The following is a 23085-nucleotide window of genomic DNA, read 5'->3' as shown; positions in this document are numbered from 1 at the left end:
AATCGTAAAGAAACGCGATCAAGGAGGCCGATCAGGTGAAAGAGGCAAACGTCACCATGCTGAACACGAAAGTTAATCCAGTAAGAAAAAAGCGAACGGGGCCTAGCTGGCTGAGTTTAAAAAGAAACAAGTTATTGTATCTAATGATACTCCCGGGATTTTTGTATTTTGTTATTTTTAAGTACCTGCCTATGGGCGGTCTTATCATTGCATTTCAGGACTATCAGCCGTTTCTGGGTATAGCGGATAGCCCGTGGGTAGGGTTTAAGCATTTCGTCCGATTGTTTACAGAACCTACCTTCTTTATGCTATTGAGTAATACACTTATCTTGTTTGCATTAAACATTGTTATTTTCTTCCCACTACCTATTATAGTGGCGCTGATGCTTAACGAAGTTCAGCACAAGTTATTTAAGAGCACCATTCAAACGATTATTTATATCCCCCATTTCATGTCATGGGTTATCATCGTCTCCATTTCCTATGTATTTATGAATGTGGATGGAGGGGTGCTGAATGAGATGTTGGCGGCCCTTGGGATGCAGAAGATCAGCTTTTTGACTTCTCCTGAGTGGTTGCGTACCGTGTATATCGGACAAATCATTTGGAAAGAAATTGGTTGGTCAACCATTATTTATTTGGCAGCCATTACCGTAGTGGATACGCAGTTATATGAAGCAGCTGAGATGGATGGAGCGGCAAGATTGCGCAAAACATGGCATATCACCTTGCCGGCGATTCGCCCAATCATTATTACCTTGCTTATTCTGAAGATTGGCCACACGCTGGATCTGGGCTTTGAGCATATGTACTTGCTGATCAATTCCTTGAACCGCGAAGTTGGAGAAATTTTCGATACCTATATCTATACAGCTGGTTTAAAGAACGGACAATTGAGTTTCAGTACGACAGTGGGTCTGTTCAAGGGTGTGGTTGGCTTGATTCTCGTTATGCTGTCGAACAAGTTGGCCAAAAAAATCGGCGAAGATGGTGTTTACTAGGCTTCATAGTATGCTGAATTCTTACCTCTGCCTTAAGGGCAGAGGTGGAAGATACAACACAAATACATTAGTAAAAGGGGTAATGTTGATGAATCGCAATTACAAAAAAATTGCAGCCTTAATGTTGTGTAGCGGGTTAGTACTCACTGCATGCGGAGGAGGCAATAACGCGAAGGAGTCAAATTCTTCAAATGGGGGAACGGATTCAACGGCTAAAACAACTGCTGCACCTGCAGATGTGCTAGATGCTAAAGCAAAGATTAGCTGGCTGAACATTTTACAAACGTCTACAACACCAACGGGTCCTATTTTGGACAAAATTGAAGAATTGACGAATACAGAGATTGAATTCTCATGGATTCCGGATCCTTCCAAAGAAGAACGTATTAATACTTCATTAGCATCTAATTCCCTAGCAGACATCGTTACCCTGACTATTCTTGATAACTCTTCTGTACGTAATGCACTGAAGGCCGGTATGTTCTGGGAAGTAAGTCCTTATCTTGATGAGTTCCCGAATTTGGCTAAAATTTCACAGGATACACGTACATCGGCATCGATTGCAGGTAAGCTGTACGGGGTTCCTTTCCAGAAGTCCTTGGCTAGAAACGGCGTTGTTCTCCGTAAAGATTGGCTGGATAAGCTTGGACTGCAGGTTCCAAAAACAACAGATGAGTTGATGGAAGTTGCGAAAGCGTTTACCGAAAAAGACCCTGATGGTAATGGCAAAAAGGATACCACAGGCTTCATGGACCGCAGCGATCTTGTATATGGAGCATTTAAGACATTGGGCTCATACTTTGGAACACCGAACTATTGGAGTGTAGATGATGCGGGTAAAATGACACCGGAGTTCGATACAGAGGCTTATGTCAAGACCATGGATTATATGAAGACTCTTTATGATGGTGGTTATATCAATCAGGATTTCGCTGTGACGGCTAAAACAGATCAGCAGCAGAATTTTGCGCAAGGAAAGGCTGGAATTTATGTGGGTGCCTTGTTTGACAGCAAGAACCTGCTGAATCTGTCTAAAGGCATACAGGATGGTATGGATTTGGTTATGGTTAACGATATCACTTCCACCGGTAATGAAGCGGATCGCGCCATCTGGGCTGGTAATAACGGAATTGGGGGACTGTTGTCTTTCCCGAAATCCGAAGTCAAGGATGAAAATGAGTTAAGACGGATCTTGAAATTTGTTAATGATCTTATGAATGAAGATGTCTATGGCTTGATGACTTATGGTATTAAGGATGTCCACTATACAATCGATGGAGAACAAGCGGTTACGATTAAGGATACAGATCTCTGGAAGCAAGAAGTTCAGCCATTTTCGGCATCTCGTCCATTAGAGAATGGATTCATTATCCATGATGCTGATCCACTCAAAGTTGAAGCTGATAAGCTGATCGTTGAGAATGCTAAATATGCTGTACTGAATCCTGCTTACTCTCTGGAATCTGAGACCTATTCTACTCAAGGATCTGAGTTGCAGAAGATTATGACAGATGCCACTTATAAATATATCCTAGGCAAAATTGATTTGGACGGATTTAAAGCTGAGGTTGAAAAGTGGAAGAAATCCGGCGGCAGCAAAATCATTACTGAATATGAAGCTGCTTATAAAGCTGTAAATCCTTAAGAAGTACTACAGACTATATTCTAAGAAAATAGTAGAGGGGTCCTAAATGGGGAGGCTGCGTTTAGGACCATATCTATTCAAACAGGAGGAAAAAATGAAAGACAACAATGCACTTAGGAGTATGGGCTGGGGTGTTCGAATGGCAGATTCGATTATGGAGCGAACGCCAAGATTATATGAGGATAACGGATATCATGGAAAATGGTCTTATGATTATGGAGTCATCTTGAAGGGTTTTGAGCTGCTGTGGAGACAGACCGGGCAGGTTAAATATTATCAATTCATCAAAGATAATATGGATTATTTTATTGAGGAAGACGGCTCTGTGAAGGGATATCGCCTGAGCGAACATAATATTGATCACTTAAATAACGGAAAGATCCTATTTGTGCTCCATAAAGAAACTGGGTTAGCGAAATATAAAATGGCTGCAGATTTATTAAGAAAGCAGATAACAACGCATCCTCGAACCTCAGAAGGTGCGTTTTGGCATAAGAATGTATATCCTTATCAGATTTGGCTGGATGGCTTGTATATGGGCTCTCCTTTCTATCTGGAGTATTTACTTGAGTATGAAGGCGGCAAGGGTTTGGACGATGTGACCCGGCAATTTATTCTGTGCGAGCGTCATACCAAGGATGCTGAGACGGGTCTCCTGTTTCACGCATGGGATGAAAAGCGGGTACAGCCGTGGTGCGATCCTGAAACGGGGTTGTCTCCGAACTTTTGGGGGCGTTCGCTGGGGTGGTATGTGATGGCGCTAGTGGATGTACTCGGCATGCTCCCTAAGGAACACGCGGATTATGAGATCGTGGCACGTATACTGACAGATACGCTGACAGCGCTTCGTCAGGTTCAGGATGCGGATGCTGGAGTATGGTATCAGGTTGTAAACATGGGCGGCCGTAAAGGCAATTATTTGGAGGCTTCCGCCTCTAGCATGATCACCTATGCAATGGCTAAGGGCATTCGGATTGGTGTACTCGATGATAGTTGGTTCGAGACTCTTGACCGTGCTTATCAAGGTCTTATTGCTGAATTTGTGCTGGAAACCAAAAATGGCTGGGTTAACCTGAATAAAAACTGCCAGGTCGCTGGACTCGGTGGTGAGGACCGGAGAGATGGTACTTACGCCTATTATATCAGTGAACCGATCGTAACCAATGATCAGAAGGGGCTTGGCGCATTTCTCCTGGCTTGTGGAGAATATGAATATTTGCAGCGTCCCGTCGTGACGAAAGGAAGCGAGTGAAGCACATGTCTATCTACAATATAAATGACTACGGAGCGCATCCTAATAGTGCAGAGCCTTCAACGGAAGCGATAGCCAGTGCCATTCATGCGGCAAGCGAGGCAGGGGGAGGAACAGTTTATGTTCCTTCCGGGCACTATCAGACGGGTGCTATCTTCATGAAAAGCAATATTGAGCTGAAGCTCAGTCCTGGAGCTGTGCTTAGCTTCAGCTCTGATCCTAACGATTATCCGGTGGTGGATTCCCGTTGGGAGGGTGTGAAGCAGAACGTCCATGCTTCATGTATTTTTGGAATAAATCTAGAGAATGTATCGGTTACAGGTGCAGGCAAGCTGGATGGAAGGGGCGCACCTTGGTGGGATAAACATCGGAATTCTCCTGATTCACTGCTGTATCCCCGCCCGAAGCTTATCAGCTTCGACAACTGCCGTAGAGTCACGCTCAGAGATCTGACACTCGTGAACTCCCCAAGCTGGACTGTGAATCCTATCTGTTGCCATGATGTTACGATTGATAATCTGTCGATCTATAATCCGGCGGATTCGCCTAATACAGACGGTATTGACCCAGAATCCTGTGTGAATGTCCGCATCAGCAACTGCAATATCGATGTGGGTGATGACTGCATCGCCATTAAAGCAGGGACGGAGGATACGAAGGAGCGGGTTGCCTGCGAGAATATCACGATAACTAACTGCACGATGATTCATGGTCATGGCGGTGTGGTGCTGGGAAGCGAAATGAGCGGAGATATCCGTAATATCGTGATCAGCAATTGCGTGTTCAAGCAGACGGACCGCGGCATTCGGCTGAAGTCCAGACGCGGGCGCGGAGGTGTTGTCGAAGATATTCGTGTCAGCAATATCGTGATGGAGGACGTGATCTGTCCGTTTATTCTTAATCTTTATTATTTCTGCGGACCACGTGGTAAGGACAAATATGTATGGGATAAGAATCCTTATCCGGTGACGGAGGAGACCCCCTGCTTCCGACGGATTCATTTTGCTAATATTACTGCTCGGAATGTTCACGCGGCTGCAGGTTTTCTTTACGGCCTTGCGGAGCAATACATTTCAGAAATTACCTTTTCCGATATTGATATTTCCATGGCAGAGAATGCAATCCCTGGTCGTCCAGCCATGATGTCAGGAATCCAGGATATGAACAACCGTGGGTTTTATCTGGGCAACGTAAGAGATATCCGCTTCCGCCAAGTGACGATCGAGAATCATGAAGGACCGGCTTTTTATATTGAAAATGGAGAAACGGTAGATATCACCGGCTGCCAATCGAGAAACACCCGTAAAGTGGAAGAATTAGTGCAGCAGGTAACCGTTATCCCGTCACAGGAAGATCTAAGTGAGCAGACAGACTGATAATTGACAGGATAGACCGCAGATTTGCTTAGGGTGAAGGGTGCGGATGTATGGAAATAGGAAGGAGTATGAAGATGATTACAGATAATATTCAGACTGGAGTTATTCACAATCCCATATTAAAAGGCTTCAATCCTGACCCTTGTATTGTAAGAGCGGGGGAGATGTACTATATTGCTGTTTCTTCTTTTGAATGGCTGCCCGGTGTGAGGGTGTATCAATCAGCGGACTTAGCAGACTGGGAGCATTGCACAGATATTCTGACTCATCAGGTAGATCTGCGGGGAAATCCGAAAAATTGCAGTATCTGGGCTCCACAGCTTAGTTATTATGACGGTTTGTTTTATCTGATTTATACCGATGTTAAGAGCACCAAACGGCCTTTTAAAGACTGTCATAACTATCTGATCACTGCGGAGGGTATTGAGGGACCTTGGTCTGAACCGGTATACCTAAACAGCAGCGGGTTCGATCCATCTCTGTACCATGATGAGGATGGGCGCAAATGGCTGCTGAATGAGCTGTGGGATTACCGGATTACGGAAGGCAATAAGTCCTGCGGGATTGTAATTCAGGAGTACGATCCAGAGCAGTGCCAATTAATAGGTGAACCTGTGAAAATCTTTGATTGCACGCCGCTGAAGAAGACGGAAGCGCCGCATATTTACAAGCGGGGAGGTTATTACTACTTAATTACGGCAGAAGGCGGCACTGGATCGGGGCATGCCGTAACCGTAGCGCGCTCCAAGGCGCTGCTTGGTCCGTATGAGGTGGATCCGCTCAATCCGATGTTGACCTCACGGGATAATCCCGAGCTGCCGCTTCAATGTGCAGGCCATGGAAGTCTGGTAGAGACACCAGAAGGTGAATGGTATATGGCCCATTTGTGTACGCGACCCCTTGAAGGCGAATACGCCATACTGGGGAGAGAGACTGCCGTTCAGCAGGTGCACTGGAATGAGGAGGGCTGGTTAAGACTAACCTCAGGCGGAAATACACCACAGCTCAAGGTACCAGCACCTAAAGGAACACAGTTCCTGAACCAAGTGCGGACGCTTGAATTTGAGGATGATTTTAACGGCCCAGAATTGAAAAAGAACTGGAATACATTGCGGATTCCTATGAATGAAAGCTGGTGTTCCCTTGCTGAAAGACCGGGCTGGTTAAGAATCAGGGCCGGGGAGTCCGTGCAGAGTCTGTTTGAGCATCATATTCTGGCTATTCGCCAGACGGATATAAGCTTCCGCGCTGAAACAGCGCTTGAATATGAACCGAATACTTATCTGCAGATGGCAGGACTACTGTTATACCTGAATGAGGATAACTATCTTTATGCGTATATCAGCCATGAAGAAGGACGTGGCAAGGTGCTGCGGTTAATGCGCTGTCAGCGCGATGAATTCACTGCGGAGCCTGTAATGATTGAACTAAATGCAAGGGAGACAGTGCGGATCGCGGTTGAGGTGCAGGAAGTGACTGGGCAATTTGTTTATCTTAAGGGTGACGATACGGAGTGGAAGCCACTTGGCGATCCGCAGAATATCAGCTTTTTGTCGGGAGGCTTCACTGGGAACTTTGTTGGCATTGCGGCGCATGATATGCAGCAGTTCGGTGGCAGCAGTGCTGATTTCGCATATTTCCGTTATCAGGGCAAGGAATAATACACACGGCTTTACTAAGGAAGGGGTTGCTCTGAGGACAGGGCCCCCTTCTTATTCCAATAGATATTAGGAGGTCTTGTATGAAGAGAAAATGGTTATCCGGGGCGCTGGTTGCGAGTCTTCTTGCAACATGTATGCCATTTGGTGGTGTCGAGGCCGCTTCTTTGGAAGCGCTTCCTGCTTTTCCGGGCGCGGAAGGCGGCGGCAAATATGTAACCGGCGGAAGAGCTCAACCTGTGTATGAAGTAACGACGTTGGCTGATTATGGTATCAAGGAAACTCCGATCCCCGGCTCCTTCCGCGATGCGGTAAGCCAAAGTAATCGGACCATTGTTTTTCGAGTGGGGGGAACCATCCATCTGAAGGAATCCCTCAAGATTACCGGCTCAAATCTGACGATTGCCGGGCAAACGGCTCCAGGTGACGGAATTACAATTGCCGACTACACAACCTCTGTTGAAGCTGACAATATTATTATGCGCTATATGCGTTTCCGGTTAGGCGACCGGGTAGCTAGTGAAGATGATGCTTTTGGATCAAGGTACCATAAGGATCTCATTATCGATCATAGCTCATTCAGCTGGTCGGTGGATGAAGTGGTCAGTCTGTATGATAACGAGAATACTACTGTGCAATGGTCGATATCCGCTGAAAGCATGCTGATGACGACACACCAAAAGGGACGTCACGGCTACGGAGGAATCTGGGGTGGCAAAAATGCCAGTTTCCTTCACAATCTGATTGCTCATAGCACCAGCCGCAACCCCCGTTTGCCGACGGTGACCAAATTGGTGGACCTGACGGAAATGTCTAATAACGTTATCTATAACTGGGGATTCGCTTCGACCTATGGTGGGGGAGCAGAAGATTATCGATATAATATCACTAACAATTATTATAAAAATGGTCCAAACACCTACACCAGTGTAAAAAATCAATTGTTTGGGGAAGTGTCACCAGAAACCCGGTTGTTTATAGATGGGAACATCATGGATGGTAATCCGAAGGTTACTGAAGACAACTGGAAGGGTGTGCAAAAGTATTCGGATATCTCTAAGCTTACGGAGCCGGCAAAGATGCCTAACCCCTATGCGGCAGTGTCGGCGGAAGAAGCCTACGCAAATGTAATGGCGGATGCTGGTGCCACTTTGCCAAGGCGTGATGCTTACGATGCGCGGGTCATTAATGATGTGAAGAATCGCACTGGACAGCATATTAATTCACCTATTGAAATAGGCGGTTACCCAGACTATACAGAGACAGCTTCCAATGTAATCGACATGGATCATGACGGTATGGATGACAGCTGGGAGATTGCTAATGGACTAGACCCTACCGATTCTGAGGATGGTAAGAAGACGACGTTATCTGCGGAGGGCTATACGAATCTAGAAGTGTATCTGAATGATCTGATTGTTTTGGGAAAAGCAGGGAATGAGCATACAGACAATCCTGTAACCGCTATCAATTATCCTGTGAATAACCAAATCATAGAGTCAGGCAACAATGTGAAGGTTACAGCCTCTGCCAGTGATAGTGATGGTATTGCTAAGGTGGAATTTATCGTTAATGGTGTGAAGCAAGCCGAAGCTACCACAGCACCTTATAGTTTCGATTGGAACAATGTGCAGGATGGTACCTATTACCTCGTTGTTCAGGCTATAGACAATAAGGGTCTCAAGACACAATCTGATAACGTGGCTATTCATGTCAACACGTCTGGATCCGTTCTTCCTTGGACTTCGGTGGATATTGGCCATCCAGGGATAGCGGGAGTGACTACGCTTCATCCGGATAGCGGGAAGATTACGCTCAAATCGGCTGGACTTATCGGAGCAACATCAGAGAGCGAAACGGCTGTTGATAATTTTCATTTTGCTTATCAAACCCTGACAGGCAATGGTGAAATTATTGCTAGAATCGACTCCGTAACGGGAACTGACGATTATGCCAAAGCAGGTGTCATGATTCGTGATAATCTCAATGAGAACTCTAAAATGACAATGCTGGCAATCCCTTATGTCAAATATGGCAAGAAGGGAGTTATGATTACCCGCTCCACCACAGGAGCCAAGGTGGTAAAAACAGAACCGGACAGCTTCATCAATACACCTTATTGGGTGAAGCTGGTTCGTCTTGGTAATGAAGTGACAGGTCTGGTATCGCCGGATAAAGTAACATGGAGCAAGGTAGGCACGGTGAAGCTTGACCTGAATGATACGGTTTATTTTGGTCTTGCAGCCGATGCCGCTAAGGTAGATAACGAGGTTAATCGTTATAATGCATCTGTCTTCAGTGAGGTGGAGCTGAAACCGCTTAGTGATCAGTTTCCTACTGCGCCCCGTGGTCTTACAGCGACAGCAGGTGAGGAAAAAGTGAAGCTGAATTGGGAGGATGTTGGTTCTGCCAAGTCGTATAGTGTTAAACGTAGTGAGGTTTCAGGCGGTCCATACAAGACGATCAATACTGAAATTAAAGATAGCCTGTATACTGATTCCGGACTCAGCTCCGGAAAAACTTATTACTACGTGGTCAGTGCTGTGAATGAGCTTGGTGAAAGCTTTGATTCCGATGAGGCCAGCGCTACGGCTGAAGGTGAAGCAGGTAATGTGTATTATGTGGATGAAGACTTTGAACAGGTTGCTGTGGGTGTGACACCAGAGTATTATGATGTGACTCCAAATCCACAGACTGAAATTCAAAAGGTTATTGTATCTCCCACACCGTCTGACAGTAAGGGGAATACGTCAGATCAAGTGTTGAATGTGTTCGATGGTGCGAACGGCAGCGTGCAGTTTATCCGCAAATTCGCGCCAATTACGGGTGCACTCGTTATTGACACTGACTTTATGTTTGCGACAGAATCGGGAACCTCGGTGTTCCTGCAGGCCCAGAGTACAGATGGAAGCAAAACGGCATTCTCCATTGAGAGCAGAAAGCCAACGCTTCCTGAAGCTACAGGTAAATATACGCTAACCATGAGCAGGGGGAGCAGCCAGTATCATCAACTGATGAACTCTTATTCCCTAAAACAATGGTATAACCTGAAGCTAAAGGTGGATGTGAACAACGATAAAGTGGATGTATATATTGATGATCAGCCTGCGGGCTCTTTTCCGTTCACAACTACGAATTTCGCCAGCTATGGCATTGGGCGTATTTTGTCCAAGACTCCAGGCGGCGGCTCAGGAAATTATTACTTAGATAATTTAAAGATCTATGTTGAGCCGATTGAAACACCGCTTGGACTGACTGGACTTCCAGGAAACCAAGCAGCCCAGCTATCCTGGCCTGCTCTTGAAGGGGCAACTTCCTACAATATTAAGAGAAGTCTTAAGAGAGGGGGGCCTTATGAGACTATTGCCAACGCTATTACAGAGACATCATATATTGATACTGAAGTTACCAACGAAACTACCTATTATTATGTTATCTCGGCGATGGCGCCGACTGGTGAATCGGGAAATTCCAATGAAATTAGTATTACCCCATCCGCTTTGGCGGTGAAATTGCCTGCGCCAGAATCGTTCGCGGCTGTAAGCCGGAATACTCAGCTGGATCTCAGCTGGAATGCTGTGGAGAATGCAGCCAGCTACAGCATCAAGAAGTGGAATGAGACTTCAGGCAGCTATGAACTCGTGGCAAAAGAAATCGCCGGCACAACTTACCGCGTCGGAGGTCTGGCCAACGGGCAAACCTACCGTTACGTCGTATCTGCAACAAATGTGGCCGGAGAGGGAAAAGAATCAGCGCCTGTTGAAGCTACTCCGCAATCTCCTTTGGGAACGCCTGTGGTTTCCATTGAAGCTGGTGACAGTGTAATGAAACTCAGCTGGCCAGCGATTGAGGAAGCGAGCCAGTATATTGTCAAACGTGCCTCATCGGCGAAAGGTCCTTATGAAGTGCTCGGGTCTGATTTATCAGGCACAAGCTTTACTGATAGTGGGCTCGTAAACGGAACACCGTATTATTACAAAGTCAAAGCAATAAATGGTACCCGTAGTAGTCTAGATTCAGTTGTTGCCTCAGCGGTTCCATACAAGAATTCCGGCCAGCCGCAGGCTCCACAAGGAGTTAGTGCTGAGCCTGGCAACACTGATATCCATCTGACTTGGAATGTAGCTGATGGAGCTAGCAGCTATCAAATTCTACGCTCGGAGAGCGGTGGCAGCTATGCGGTCGTGGCCGAAGGCATCGAAGCAACCGATTATACCGATAAAGGCTTGATCAACGGAACTGCCTATCAATATGCGGTAATCGCCATCGGTGATAAGGGTGCCAGTCTTCCATCCGAGGTGGTCAAGGGAATTCCAGCTCCTGTCATTATTGTTGCTCAGAATGGGACAGGAGATTATAAAACGATTAATGACGCTATTCAAGCAGCACCTGATAATAGTGCCCTAACCACGATTATTAAAGTGAAGAACGGCACGTATAAGGAGAAGGTGCTTGTACCTTCTAGTAAGATGAATATTAGTATCATCGGTGAGAGCCGGGAAGGTACCGTACTTATTAACGGTGACTCCGCGAAAACCATTGGCTCAGATGGTAAAGAAATGGGCACCAGCGGCAGTTATACACTAAAGGCTGCTGCAACTGATTTCACACTGGAGAACATGACGGTTGAGAACAGTGCTGGGCGGGATGCCGGTCAGGCAGTCGCTTTATATGCTGAAGGAGACCGGGGAGTGTACAGAAATGTTAAGCTTCTAGGATATCAGGATACCCTGTTCGCAGATAAGGGAAGAGCTTATTTCGTTGACAGCCATATTGAAGGTACAGTGGACTTTATCTTCGGTAATTCCGCTGCTGTATTCGAGAATAATGTGATTCAAAGTGCGGGTGCTGGCTATGTTACTGCGCCTTCCACGGCAGCGGGTAAGCCTGGTTATGTGTTCATCAATAATCGACTAACTGCCAGTGAGGACGTTGCTGCTGGAACCGTTGATTTGGGCCGGCCATGGAGAGAATACGGCAGCTCTACCTTCATTAATACGGAGATGGGAGCTCATATTCGTGCTACTGGCTGGCATGAATGGTATGAAGGTCGTTCCAAAACTGCACGGTTCTCTGAGTTTTTAAGTTACGGAGAGGGTGCTAATGCAGCTTCACGTTACAGCTGGTCCAAACAATTAACAGCAGAAGAGGCGGCTGCCTATACGATTGAAGCTGTGCTTGGTGGAAGTGATGGCTGGAATCCACAGCAATCCAAGATTTTAGTGGGACAAGAGCAGATACCTGCGGTACATGTCTCTTCAATTACTTTAGCGGGTAAAGATGGAATTAGCAGCATTGAGTCGAAGGGCAGTGCCTTGCAGCTGCAAGCCTCTGTGCTTCCAGAAAATGCGACGAATCCTAAAGTTATCTGGACGGTAACTGAAGCAGATGGGGTAACCTCAACGGATAAAGCGGTTATTGATGAGAAGGGCTTGCTTACAGCTAGAAAGAACGGTAGCGTACAAGTAACTGCGCGAGCTATAGATGGAAGTGGAGTATCCGGAAGCCTAGAGATTAACATCAGCGGACAAGATGAGATTGCCCGTAATCTGCCCGCTGCAACGCTGAACGGACCGGTAACAGTGGTGGCAGGACAGGATTTCACTTACCGTGTAGGGCTTACAAATGTTACTACCTCCGTCTACAAGGAAGTGTATGCTGTAGACTTTACCATGGCTTATGACGTATCTGGTGTGGAATTCGTATCCGCTCAGACCTTGCCAGACGGATTCAGCATCACTCATATTAATGAGGACAGTCCAGGTCTAATAACAGTTAGTGTAGCTGGAACGGAGGCAGGTAATATCCTGACCGATGATGCGGAATTCTTAGAAATGATCTTCAAAGCGAAGAAGACAACCCGTGAAATCGCCGTGCCGCTTGGATTTATTTCTTTCCGAGGATCCAACACAGATGTTGAATTTGACATCCTGCATGAGGCACAGTCGGTTGTTCATGTCATTCCTATATCCGTCATGGAGATAAAAGTCTCCTCCAAAGATAATGTGAGCGAAATCAAGTCAGGGCAAACCCTGCAAATGGCAGCTGTAGTCCTGCCGGACCATGCATCCGATCCAGCAGTGAGCTGGTCAGTAGTGAATGAGGATGGATCAGCTACTGAGCGAGCAACTATTACGGATACCGGCTTGCTCACTGCAATTGCAGCAGGCACGGTAACCGTGAGAGCGACAGCTAAAGATGGCTCCGGTGTTGTAGGCACGATGTCCATTGAGATTAAGGCAGAATCGCAGGTTTCAGAATCGGGCGGTACTTCATCTTCAACGACAGTCAAACCAGTGAAACAACCGGAACCAACTGTGAACGCAGATGGAGTTACTCTTTCCGTGACAGCGGATGTGAATGGTAAAGCTATTGCAGAGGTATCCTCAGCGATTCTGCAACAAGCAATTGGCTCAATGCAGAATGGAGTATTGAGAATCACAGTGAAGCCATCCTTTGCCAGCTCGGTGGTTGAACTGACCTTGCCAGCTCGTGAGTTGGCTGGAGCGGGAGCAAAAGCAATTCAACTTTTAGAAATAGACATGGGATTGTCTACGTTCCGAATAAATGCTGACCTGCTTCTTGCGATGGCAGGATCTGACGCCGTAAGCGTTAAGCTTGTAGTTGGCAAAGTTGACGCGAAGACACTGTCGCTTCAGACAGATGTCGGGGATATTTATGAGTTTAAGTTCTTTGTTGATGGCAAACAGTTTGACAGCTTTGGGCGTGGACTGAAGGTTGAACGGGATTACAAACCAAAGACAACTTCAGGTGTAGAACAAATAGTAGTCTACCAAATCCGTGAAGACGGGACTGTGGAGGTGGTTAGAAACTCTCAGTTTAATCTGACAACTGGCAAGATCATCTTTAGACCAGACAATTCCAGCAGATTCGCAGTAGGATATGCGGAAAATTCCTTTAAGGATATCGCTGGACTAGGCTGGGCACAAAATAGCATTCAAGCCCTCGCCGCCAGAGACATCCTGAATGGCACCGGAGATCATAATTTCGGGCCACAGCTGAATGTAACTCGGGCACAGTTCCTAAAGATGCTGATGCTTGCATTAGAGCTAGAGGAAGGTAATGCGGCAAGTACATTTAAGGATGTTTCGCTGGATGCTTGGTACTACAGCTCCGTTGCTGCTGCTCAGCAGCTAGGAATTATTCAGGGCAGATCTGATGGAACCTTCGGTGCTAATGAAACAATTAGCCGTGAGGAAATGGCGTTGATGGCTTATCGTGCAGCACAGCTCGCTAAGCTTACGGTCGTGGAAGTGGACCAGCCAGTGAATTTCAATGATGCCGCTGATGTTTCAGCCTACGCTCGTGAGGCTGTACAATTCATGAGCGGAGCAAAGATTATTCAAGGTGTGGGCAAAGATAACTTTGCACCTAAAGCCAATACAACTCGTGCTCAGGCAGCTGTTATTGTCTATCGATTGTTCCAGCTAAATCCTTAAATTTCAAGTTGACACCCTGTGTGATTTATCATATTATGATTGGAGTTGTTATAAGTAAATAAACCAAACTCTATCCAGTGGATGGAGTGGCGGAACTTTGTCAAAGATGTATTCTTTGGTTTCAATCGCCCCTTGTCATTTCGATGACAAGGGGCTTTATTATGTTAATGAGCTTGCTCAAGAGAAAGGGAAGAGGTTTACGATGAATATGAAGTTATTCAAATATGCTTTACTAGTTTTTTTAGGCGCTTGTAGTTATGGCTCACTCTCTACGATCGTCAAACTTGGAATGAACGATGGCTTTAGAATGAAACAATTGGTAGGATCACAATACTTTTTTGGATGGTGTATGCTGCTCTTGCTGGTCTTATTATTTTCTCGAAAGAAATTAGGGCTAAAAACAGGCGGGAAATTATTAGCCGCTGGGATCACCATCAGTTTAACTGGCATTTTTTATGGCTTCGCCGTTGAACAATTACCTGCTTCGATTGCGATTGTACTGTTATTCCAATTTACTTGGATCGGTGTAATTCTGGAGGCGGTTGTAGATCGAAAACTTCCTAGTCGGGAAAAAGTGATTTCGATGGTTATCCTTCTAATTGGTACAGTATTAGCGGGGGGCATCCTTGAGCCGAGTATAGGTGGAATTACGACCACTGGTGTGATTTTTGGCTTAATGTCAGCCGTGTCGTTTGCTTTCTATATTTTTGTGAGTGGAAGAGTAGCTACGCAGGTGCCTGCCGTTAATAAAAGCTTGTATATGACCACTAGTGCAATGGTTATTATTATGACTGTTTTTTCGCCTTCGTTTTTATATGACGGTGCGATTACCGATGGGCTTTGGAAATACGGCCTACCTCTAGGTTTGTTGGGCATCGTAATTCCAGTTCTGTTCTTTTCGATCGGGGTTCCGAAGCTGGGTTCAGGTCTAGGCGCGATTTTAGGGGCAGCGGAGTTACCGGCAGCTGTAGTAGCCTCCGTGTTAGTTCTGCAAGAAGAGGTATCATTACTTCGCTGGATCGGGATTATCGTAGTTCTGATCGGGATCGCAGCTCCACAAATCCTACCGATGGGGACAGGGAAAAAGTCATCCAAACCATCACCGAAGCAATCACTCCGTAAGGTAGAACTTTAATCGGCAAACTGGCATCGATGGTATGATCTGATCCTGAGAGGATTAGATTATCTATCGGTGTTTTTTTTGTGAAAAAAAAGATTGGTGTTAATTTTTCTGGTATCGATAATGGATGTCTATTATATAGTGGTTCTATTCTTAACTAAATGGAGATGACCACTTATGAACACTAAAAACTATGACTATTTTAAAACGCTGCATGATCAAAAAAATCCACTGATCCTGTACAACTGCTGGGATGTAGCCTCGGCTAAAGCAATAGAGCAAGCTGGATCAAAGGCGCTAGCAACCAGCAGCTATTCCATGGCGGAAGCGTGGGGATATTCGGACGGTGAACAGCTTACATTTGAGCTTATGCTTTGGATGATATCAAAGATTGCCGAACGGGTAGCAGTTCCATTGACCGTAGACATCGAAGGTGGATATGCTATAGATGAGGATATTTTAGCGCATAACATGGAGCAGTTATTTCAATTAGATATCTGTGGTATCAATTTTGAAGATCAGATCGTAAATCATCCTAACAATGAACTATGGGAGACCAGCGAACAAAGCCGGAGGATCAAAACCATACAACAAGTAGCCTCCAAACTGCAAAAGCGCGTGTTTATTAACGCTAGAACGGATATCTTTTTCAAGGCTAAGGAACATTCGATGGATCTAGTGAATCAAGCTATAGAACGTACCTATGCTTATGCTGACGCTGGAGCGGATGGGATTTTTATACCGGGGCTCGCTGATCCAAGCTTGATTGAACAATTTGTTGAAAAATCGCCACTGCCTGTGAATATTATGGTTATGGACGGTATGCTTTCAAATCATGAATTACAAAATATTGGCGTGAAACGGATTAGCTATGGACCGCGTAGTTTCTTTCAGGCACAACATAACCTCCAAGAAAATGCCCGGCAAACGCTTGATGCCTCAGGACTTTATTTAGAAATGAGCTAACCACACTATGATAACTAATGAGCAGGATATCGATAAATATTATAAGATGCTGGTCGAGAAAAATTCGAATTATGAGGGCGTATTTTTTGTAGGAGTGAAAACAACGGGCATCATGTGTAGGCCAACTTGTCCGGCTAAAAAGCCATTAAAAGAAAATTGTGAGTTTTTTGCTACAGCCAAGGAAGCCTTATTAGCTTCATATAGACCTTGTAAAAGGTGTCAGCCGCTATCCAATCCAACAAAAATGTCTCCTGAAGTAAAGCTGCTTGTAGAAGCTATTGAGAGCAATCCGGAACGAAAATGGACAGATAAAGATTTTGATGAGCTGTCTATTAGTGCAAACACGGCACGCCGCCAATTTAAGAAACAATTTGGAATGACCTTTATCGAATATGCACGTTCTAGACGTTTAGGACTGGCATTCAAACATATTAGGAATGGGGATTCAATCATTAACGCACAACTGGAAAGCGGGTACGATTCGAGCAATGGATTTAGGGATGCTTTTTCACGAACGATGGGGACTGTCCCGAATCATTCCAAGCAGATTAAAGTGCTGTACTGTACTTGGATAGAAACGATATTGGGTTCTATGCTGGCCATCTCCGATGAAGAGAGTCTTTTACTGCTGGAATTTGTGGATCGCAAGGGACTTGAAAATGAAATCAAGAGATTACGCACTCGTTTAAATGCAACTATATTACCTGAAAAGGTAGCCGTCCTTCACCAAATTGAGGAGGAATTGAAGCTGTATTTCACCGGTGAACTTACGGAATTTACAACGCCGGTTCGTTATTTGGGCTCAGACTTTCAGCAAAAGGTGTGGAATGAACTCCGGAAAATACCTCTGGGACAGACAGCTTCTTATAAGGAGCTTGCAGAGAAAATCAACAATCCTTCTGCTTGCCGCGCTGTAGCAAGGGCGAATGGCACCAATCAACTCTCAATCTTGGTTCCATGTCATCGAGTGATAAATAGCAATGGTGAATTGGGGGGCTATGGAGGCGGGCTTGCCAGAAAAGAATGGTTAATCAAACATGAGTCTAACCGCTCCTTAAAGGAGAATAATTTCATTTAACTACTTCTCTCTATTACGGAGAAAGTGATGGGTCCCCTTACTTCAAGGCAGGAGATTCATCACTTTCTGTACTTAAATACTGAACTAACATGTCCACAAATCGGTTAGCAATTTGAATATCCTGAAGTTCGTTGTTGAAATCGTCTTTGGAAATCAGGCTCATTTTCTGCAATAAACCCATCATAGACGTGAAGATGAAATGAGCAGTGGATAAGGGTTCTGTATCAAATTTTAATGATCCATCTTTAACTCCGGCCTCTAGAGCATCCATTAAGAAATGTCGTTCTTTACCCCGCATCACAAAATTTCTGTAATTTTCTTTGAGTTCTTTACTGTAATCATAGGCTTCAAAATGCAAATCGAATAGAAGAATGAATTTGATGTAACCTGGGTGTTGCCGGGCATAATCAATCCAAGCATTAAGCATCGAAGCAAGCATTTGCTTACCATTCATTTCAATTGAAGAAGGTGCGCTTCTAACAAATTGCGTCATGCTCTCCAGAATTTCCATCTGGACCTCAAAAATCAGTTCGTTCATGGACTGGAAATGCTTATAAAAGGTAACCCGGCTTACACCAGCCACGTCGCAGACATCCTTAATATTAACTTTGAGAAAGCTTTGCTTCATAAAAAGATCCTTCGCCGCAGCAATCAATTCTTCCCGGTTTCTGTTTTTTAAATTCTGGTGCCAGTTCTCAGTGATGGGTTACACTCCTTTCTTGTTCTTTTTTTGGTTTTTGTAAGGTGATGAAAAAGGCAGATGCCAGGATAATTGCCCCAAAAATATAGGGGATATCCATGTGTTTGTCAAACATCAATCCCGCTAAAATGGGTCCAAGTATGTTTCCTATGCTGGTATACGTTGTATTTAATCCGGCAGCATATCCTTGCCGATCACCAGCTGAGTTGGCAATCAATGTACTTACTGTGGGTCGTAAAAAAGCATTAAAAGCAAAAAATAAACCGGATACAACTAATAAATAACCTAAATTGATCTTGAATATCATCAACAATAAGGTTATAGCGGTCATCACCAATGATATACGTATAAGCTTTATCTCGCCAAGTCTCTTAATCAGATGATCAAGCAGCCAGATCTGCACAATAATGCCTATAATAGCACCAACCGTAATAATGATTGAGATTTTCGTTGCATCAAAACCGTATTTTTGTTCCACAAAAAGGGCGTACACCGTTTCATAATTCATCAAACCAAATGTCATAATCAGAATGAGCAGCAGATAGCGGAAATAGGACGTCCGGAATGAATTTACGATTTGATTACGAATGGCTTCCCGAGGGGCCCATTTGTTAACGGATTTCCGTTTTTCCTTTGGGAGTGTCTCTGGCATATAAAAACAAAGTATCGTAGCGATAAGCCCAAGTCCACCCGCAAAAAAATAAGGCATCCGTATGCCAAACCCAGCGATAATGCCGCCTAACCCTGGACCAAGTACCATACCCAAATTCATGGAAGCCCCCAAGTACCCCATACCTTTAGCGCGGGTTTCATGGGTGGTGATATCAGCGACGTAGGCCATATTGGAAGGAACCATGATTCCGATACCTATACCCCCAATAAATCTTGCGATATAGAGTAGGGGTAATGTCGTAGAGACAGCAAATATCAGATCTGAAAGCACGGTTAAAAACATTCCGGAAATGATCATTGATTTTCTTCCCCATTTATCCGAAAGCTGTCCCCCTATAGGTGAAAAAATAAACTGTGCTGCTCCAAAAGCTGCAATAAGATATCCGGCAGCAGCTCCTGACGCATTAAACAGCTTCAGATACTCAGGTAGAATGGGAATAACCATACCTTGCCCTAATAAAGCGATAAATAGATTCAACATCAGAATGAAAAGTGGAAATCTAGCAGACTTAGATAAGCTGCTCATATCTTTGCCCTCCAATATGGTTTACACTATGTAATTCTTTACTCAATGTAAACCATGATAATGGAATGATGGGTCCTTGTAAAGGTGTATCTGAAATATAGGATACGTCGTTTTTTGTGCGTTTTTTCAAGTAAAAAAAGTACTGTTTTAAACAAAAGAAGGAAAATTTATGAATTCACATCATTATCCAAGTATGATAGCATGATCTATATATTTTGGTGTAAAGCGCGGGCTTATCTTAATAAGATTGGAGCGAACATCATGCTTAAGGTTCTGATCGTGGACGATGAACCCTGGGTTCTTGAGGGGCTAAGGACGATGATCGACTGGGAAAAATTCGGTTATGAAGTTTGTGGTGAAGCTCAAAACGGCACGGATGCGATGAGGCTTATCCAGGAGAATAAACCGGAACTGGTTCTTACGGATATTAATATGCCTGTAATTAACGGACTTGAGCTTATTACAAAGTTGAATGAGGTCATGGAGAAACCTCCTAAATTTGTGATTCTGTCTGGATATGATGACTTCAAGTATGCACGTACGGCATTGCGCCAGCGGGTAAATGAATATTTATTAAAACCCATTGATGATGAAGAAATAGAGGCTTTATTAAGCAGGATCACTCCAATAATCCAAAATGAAATCGCTTCCAATGAGGAGTTTGATAAAAAGCAATTTTTTATCGTAAATAATATCATCAACCGCCTGATCCAAGGGGAGTATAACGAAAATTTAGAGCTTCTAACCCGAAACACCTTGAAGCTTCAAGCGGATGCAGAGTTAATGTGTATTCTTATCGAACCGGCCTCCTCTATGAATCCATTCCAACCGCAGATAAGTGATTATTTTTCCGAGGAACACTTCTGCTTCTTTCAAGACGGATCGGGAAGAGCGGGGATCATTCTTCAGTCTGCTTCTATCGGCAATGAGAGCCTGGAGACTATCGTCAACCAGATGCATTCAGATCTCACTGAACAATCACAGGAGCTGGTCTTTTTAGCACTTAGCAGCAGAATGGTCGGGGTGAGCTCGATTCGAGAGATTTATAGGCAGGCACTTGAGGTATGGAAACGAAAAACGCATCAGCAGAAAAGAGGGGTCTTTTATTATAGTGAGCTTAGGAACCTGAAAAAGGAAGAACCTCATGAGGACCATTTCAGACAGCTGCTGCATAAGGTCCAAACGAATGATACGGAACAGATCCAGCCTTGTGTAAAAGAAGCGTTCACTGCTTTCGTTGAGAATCTGTTGACCCTTGAAGTTGTAAAAGCAAAAGTGGCCCATTTAGAGCTTACGATCTGTAGAATTATAGCTCAAATGAATGGAGACCCGGATACGATTATGATTAAGCTTCAGCAAGAATACGGAAATCTAGGTGAGCTTAGTGATTATTTTATATTAAGCCGTTATGTACAAAGTCTGTGTGAACGGGCTGCCGTCTATCTGTCTGAACTAGAGCAGCAGAATGAACAAAATACGATTTACAAGGTTATTCAGTATGTGGATCGGGAATTTCGGAATAAATTAAAGCTTCAGGATTTGGCACAACAATTTCATATTAATTCTACCTATTTGGGACAACTGTTCAGAAAGCAAACGGGTCAGGGTTTTAGTGAATACCTAAATGCCAAACGGATTGAAGAGGCAAAAAGTCTGCTGAAGCGAACACAGTTAAAGATATCGGATATAGCGGTGCAGGTGGGATTCTCTAACACTGATTATTTTATAGATAAGTTTAAGCTGCTTGTAGGGGTAGTACCATCCGTGTATAAAAATGAGAATAAGAACCAACAGCTCTAGGGGAAGCAAGGTGTTTCATATGGAGAGAAAAAAATTCAGATTTAGAAAAGTAGTGAATGATATTCCCTTAAATTATAAATTTTCCCTTATTTATATCATAGGTGTTCTTCTCCCTATCATTATTATTAACCTTGTTTTTTTGGATCGGATTTCCGATCTGATCAAATCCAGAGAGCAGCAGAATCTGGAGATATCCTTAGAAAGAGCCCGAAAGGATATTCATGATTTCATTGAAGGTGGGGTAGCTGTCAGCTATACGCTTTCTGCTGATAAGAACCTGTATGAATTACTTGAGCGGACGTATGGAAACTCTATTGAATTCTATGACACTTTTGATGAACAGCTAAGAGGCCGCATGAACAGCTATATGCCGGTGAACAATCAGATTGAACGGATTACTGTATTCACGAACAATGATTCCATTGTTTCTGGCAGCAACTATCAGGTCATCAATGAAAAGGTTATGAATAGTGAATGGTATAAGCAGTCGAAGGCTGCGAATAAACATCTGTTTCTTGCCGCTTATCATATGAGTGACATCTCTAGTGTGATTTCTACAGCGCCTTATTTGAGTGTTATTGAGCGAATGGACGCTTACAGCTCATACAATAAATTTGAAAAGCTGCTTAGAATTGACTTGGATCTCAGTAAAATATATGACGTGATTATCAGAGAAAAAGATTACTTGAGTCTTTATCTGGTTAACGAGCAGGACGAGATTATTATGTCTGCCCAAAGCGGGTATCAAAGAGGCACCACGGAACCTTATCCCGTGTTCAAGCTGCAGGATGATGAGCGCAAGGAGGATGTGCATATTGTACCCGTCGGCGGAGCTAGTTATATAAAAGGCTGGCGGATAATAGGAATTACACAAGGTGAGCGTATTGCCCAAGCGATAATGGAGATTCGGATTTATGCAGGGATTCTGGCGTCTATTGTCACGCTAATCACAACCGCTTTTTTATATGTGATGTTAAGATCCTATAATTATCGGGTGAAACGGTTGTCCAGACATATGCAGAAAGTATCCAATGAGAAATTTGAGCTGATTCGGATTGATGAAGGTCAGGATGAGATCGGGGGCTTGATCCGTAATTTTAACAGGATGACCACTACCATTAATTCCTTGATCAATGATGTATATAAACTGGAGATTCAAAAAAATAATCTGGAGATGGAAAGAGTAAGAGCTGAACTGAATTTTCTGCAAAGTCAGATGAATCCGCATTTTCTGTTTAATACGTTAAATGCCATTTTGGTGGTCTGTACTAAAAATAATTACTCGGATGTTACGGATATCATTAAGAGTTTATCGAAATTACTTAGACGGCTGCTGAGCTGGAAAGAGGATCTCGTTACCTTGGAAGAAGAAATGACTTTCATCGAGATGTATTTGAAAATTGAAAAATTCCGGTTCAGGGATAAATTCGACTATCAATTTGAGATCGATGAGCAGTCGCTTCAATATAAGATTCCCAAGCTAAGCATGCAGCCGCTCGTTGAGAATTCCTGCAAACATGGTCTACAGGCCATAGAGGGACTAGGTGTGATAAAAGTGAAGACGTTAGTGGAGGAGGGACGATTAAAAGTTACCGTCTCTGATAACGGTAAAGGGATAGAGCCAGAGAAGCTGCAAGAATTATTAGGTAATGTTCAAAATGAAGCGTCTTCGGGAACGAATATCGGAATCCGCAACGTGTACCGCCGATTAGAATTGTACTATGAAGATCAGGTCCGTTTTGATATCAGCAGCGTTCCGGATGAAGGGACCATTGTCACTTTTGACATTCCACTAAAACTCCTGGAACGGAAGAATAGCTAGAAAGTGAGG

The 23085-nt window shown here is 44.2% G+C and carries 13 protein-coding genes; 11 read left to right on the top strand and 2 right to left on the bottom strand.

Going from position 1 to position 23085, the window contains the following annotated elements:
- Positions 1-35: 35 nt before the first annotated feature.
- The 9 genes from NST58_RS27935 to NST58_RS27895 all read left to right on the top strand — a co-directional run bounded on the left by NST58_RS27935 (position 36) and on the right by NST58_RS27895 (position 17556).
- A complete protein-coding gene (locus NST58_RS27935; protein ID WP_269473519.1) occupies positions 36-1001 on the top strand; it encodes an ABC transporter permease subunit in 966 nt (321 codons plus the stop codon).
- An 88-nt stretch (positions 1002-1089) separates the two neighbouring features.
- Positions 1090-2646, top strand: coding sequence for an extracellular solute-binding protein (locus NST58_RS27930; RefSeq protein WP_076134128.1), 1557 nt, complete (start codon positions 1090-1092; stop codon positions 2644-2646).
- 94 nt (positions 2647-2740) lie between these two features.
- A complete protein-coding gene (locus tag NST58_RS27925) occupies positions 2741-3898 on the top strand; it encodes a glycoside hydrolase family 88 protein (protein ID WP_076304967.1) in 1158 nt (385 codons plus the stop codon).
- A 5-nt stretch (positions 3899-3903) separates the two neighbouring features.
- Positions 3904-5274 carry a glycoside hydrolase family 28 protein gene (locus tag NST58_RS27920; protein ID WP_076130458.1) on the top strand — a complete coding sequence of 457 codons (1371 nt, stop codon included), beginning with the start codon at positions 3904-3906 and terminating at the stop codon, positions 5272-5274.
- A 74-nt stretch (positions 5275-5348) separates the two neighbouring features.
- Positions 5349-6935 carry a glycoside hydrolase family 43 protein gene (locus NST58_RS27915; RefSeq protein ID WP_339244935.1) on the top strand — a complete coding sequence of 529 codons (1587 nt, stop codon included), beginning with the start codon at positions 5349-5351 and terminating at the stop codon, positions 6933-6935.
- Positions 6936-7015: 80 nt separating this feature from the next.
- On the top strand, positions 7016-14392 hold the full coding sequence (locus tag NST58_RS27910) for a pectinesterase family protein (protein ID WP_339244932.1): 7377 nt from the start codon (positions 7016-7018) through the stop codon (positions 14390-14392).
- A 208-nt stretch (positions 14393-14600) separates the two neighbouring features.
- Positions 14601-15527 (top strand): DMT family transporter, encoded by a 927-nt coding sequence (locus NST58_RS27905; protein WP_076130480.1) that lies wholly within the window; start codon positions 14601-14603, stop codon positions 15525-15527.
- 162 nt (positions 15528-15689) lie between these two features.
- Entirely contained in the window at positions 15690-16478 is a 789-nt protein-coding gene (locus tag NST58_RS27900; RefSeq protein WP_076130461.1) for an isocitrate lyase/phosphoenolpyruvate mutase family protein, read from the top strand.
- Between the two features lie 7 nt (positions 16479-16485).
- Positions 16486-17556, top strand: a complete 1071-nt coding sequence (locus NST58_RS27895) for a trifunctional transcriptional activator/DNA repair protein Ada/methylated-DNA--[protein]-cysteine S-methyltransferase (RefSeq protein ID WP_076130462.1) — start codon at positions 16486-16488, stop codon at positions 17554-17556.
- A gap of 37 nt (positions 17557-17593) precedes the next feature.
- On the opposite strand, the gene NST58_RS27890 is transcribed toward NST58_RS27895, so the two are convergent.
- Together NST58_RS27890 and NST58_RS27885 are read right to left on the bottom strand one after the other, a co-directional pair.
- A complete protein-coding gene (locus NST58_RS27890) occupies positions 17594-18211 on the bottom strand; it encodes a TetR/AcrR family transcriptional regulator (protein ID WP_339244929.1) in 618 nt (205 codons plus the stop codon).
- 40 nt (positions 18212-18251) lie between these two features.
- On the bottom strand, positions 18252-19454 hold the full coding sequence (locus NST58_RS27885) for an MFS transporter (RefSeq protein ID WP_339244927.1): 1203 nt from the start codon (positions 19452-19454) through the stop codon (positions 18252-18254).
- Between the two features lie 261 nt (positions 19455-19715).
- On the opposite strand from NST58_RS27885, the gene NST58_RS27880 reads away from it, so the two are divergent.
- Positions 19716-21254, top strand: coding sequence for a response regulator (locus NST58_RS27880; RefSeq protein WP_076194119.1), 1539 nt, complete (start codon positions 19716-19718; stop codon positions 21252-21254).
- A gap of 19 nt (positions 21255-21273) precedes the next feature.
- Positions 21274-23076, top strand: coding sequence for a sensor histidine kinase (locus NST58_RS27875; protein WP_076184836.1), 1803 nt, complete (start codon positions 21274-21276; stop codon positions 23074-23076).
- Positions 23077-23085 lie beyond the last annotated feature (9 nt).

The sequence above is a fragment of the Paenibacillus sp. FSL R10-2796 genome (assembly GCF_037965315.1).
Lineage (GTDB): Bacteria > Bacillota > Bacilli > Paenibacillales > Paenibacillaceae > Paenibacillus_AQ > Paenibacillus_AQ odorifer.
The sequence above is the reverse complement of the archived record's forward strand: the minus strand, read 5'-3'. Positions and strand labels throughout refer to the sequence as shown.

Excerpts from the sequence above, each read along its gene's own strand:
- NST58_RS27920 (WP_076130458.1), top strand. The coding sequence starts at position 3,904 with ATGTCTATCTACAATATAAATGACTACGGAGCGCATCCTAATAGTGCA.
- NST58_RS27930 (WP_076134128.1), top strand. The coding sequence starts at position 1,090 with ATGAATCGCAATTACAAAAAAATTGCAGCCTTAATGTTGTGTAGCGGG.
- NST58_RS27880 (WP_076194119.1), top strand. The coding sequence starts at position 19,716 with ATGCTTAAGGTTCTGATCGTGGACGATGAACCCTGGGTTCTTGAGGGG.
- NST58_RS27925 (WP_076304967.1), top strand. The coding sequence starts at position 2,741 with ATGAAAGACAACAATGCACTTAGGAGTATGGGCTGGGGTGTTCGAATG.
- NST58_RS27900 (WP_076130461.1), top strand. The coding sequence starts at position 15,690 with ATGAACACTAAAAACTATGACTATTTTAAAACGCTGCATGATCAAAAA.
- NST58_RS27915 (WP_339244935.1), top strand. The coding sequence starts at position 5,349 with ATGATTACAGATAATATTCAGACTGGAGTTATTCACAATCCCATATTA.
- NST58_RS27875 (WP_076184836.1), top strand. The coding sequence starts at position 21,274 with ATGGAGAGAAAAAAATTCAGATTTAGAAAAGTAGTGAATGATATTCCC.
- NST58_RS27885 (WP_339244927.1), bottom strand. The coding sequence starts at position 19,454 with ATGAGCAGCTTATCTAAGTCTGCTAGATTTCCACTTTTCATTCTGATG.
- NST58_RS27910 (WP_339244932.1), top strand. The coding sequence starts at position 7,016 with ATGAAGAGAAAATGGTTATCCGGGGCGCTGGTTGCGAGTCTTCTTGCA.
- NST58_RS27905 (WP_076130480.1), top strand. The coding sequence starts at position 14,601 with ATGAAGTTATTCAAATATGCTTTACTAGTTTTTTTAGGCGCTTGTAGT.
- NST58_RS27895 (WP_076130462.1), top strand. The coding sequence starts at position 16,486 with ATGATAACTAATGAGCAGGATATCGATAAATATTATAAGATGCTGGTC.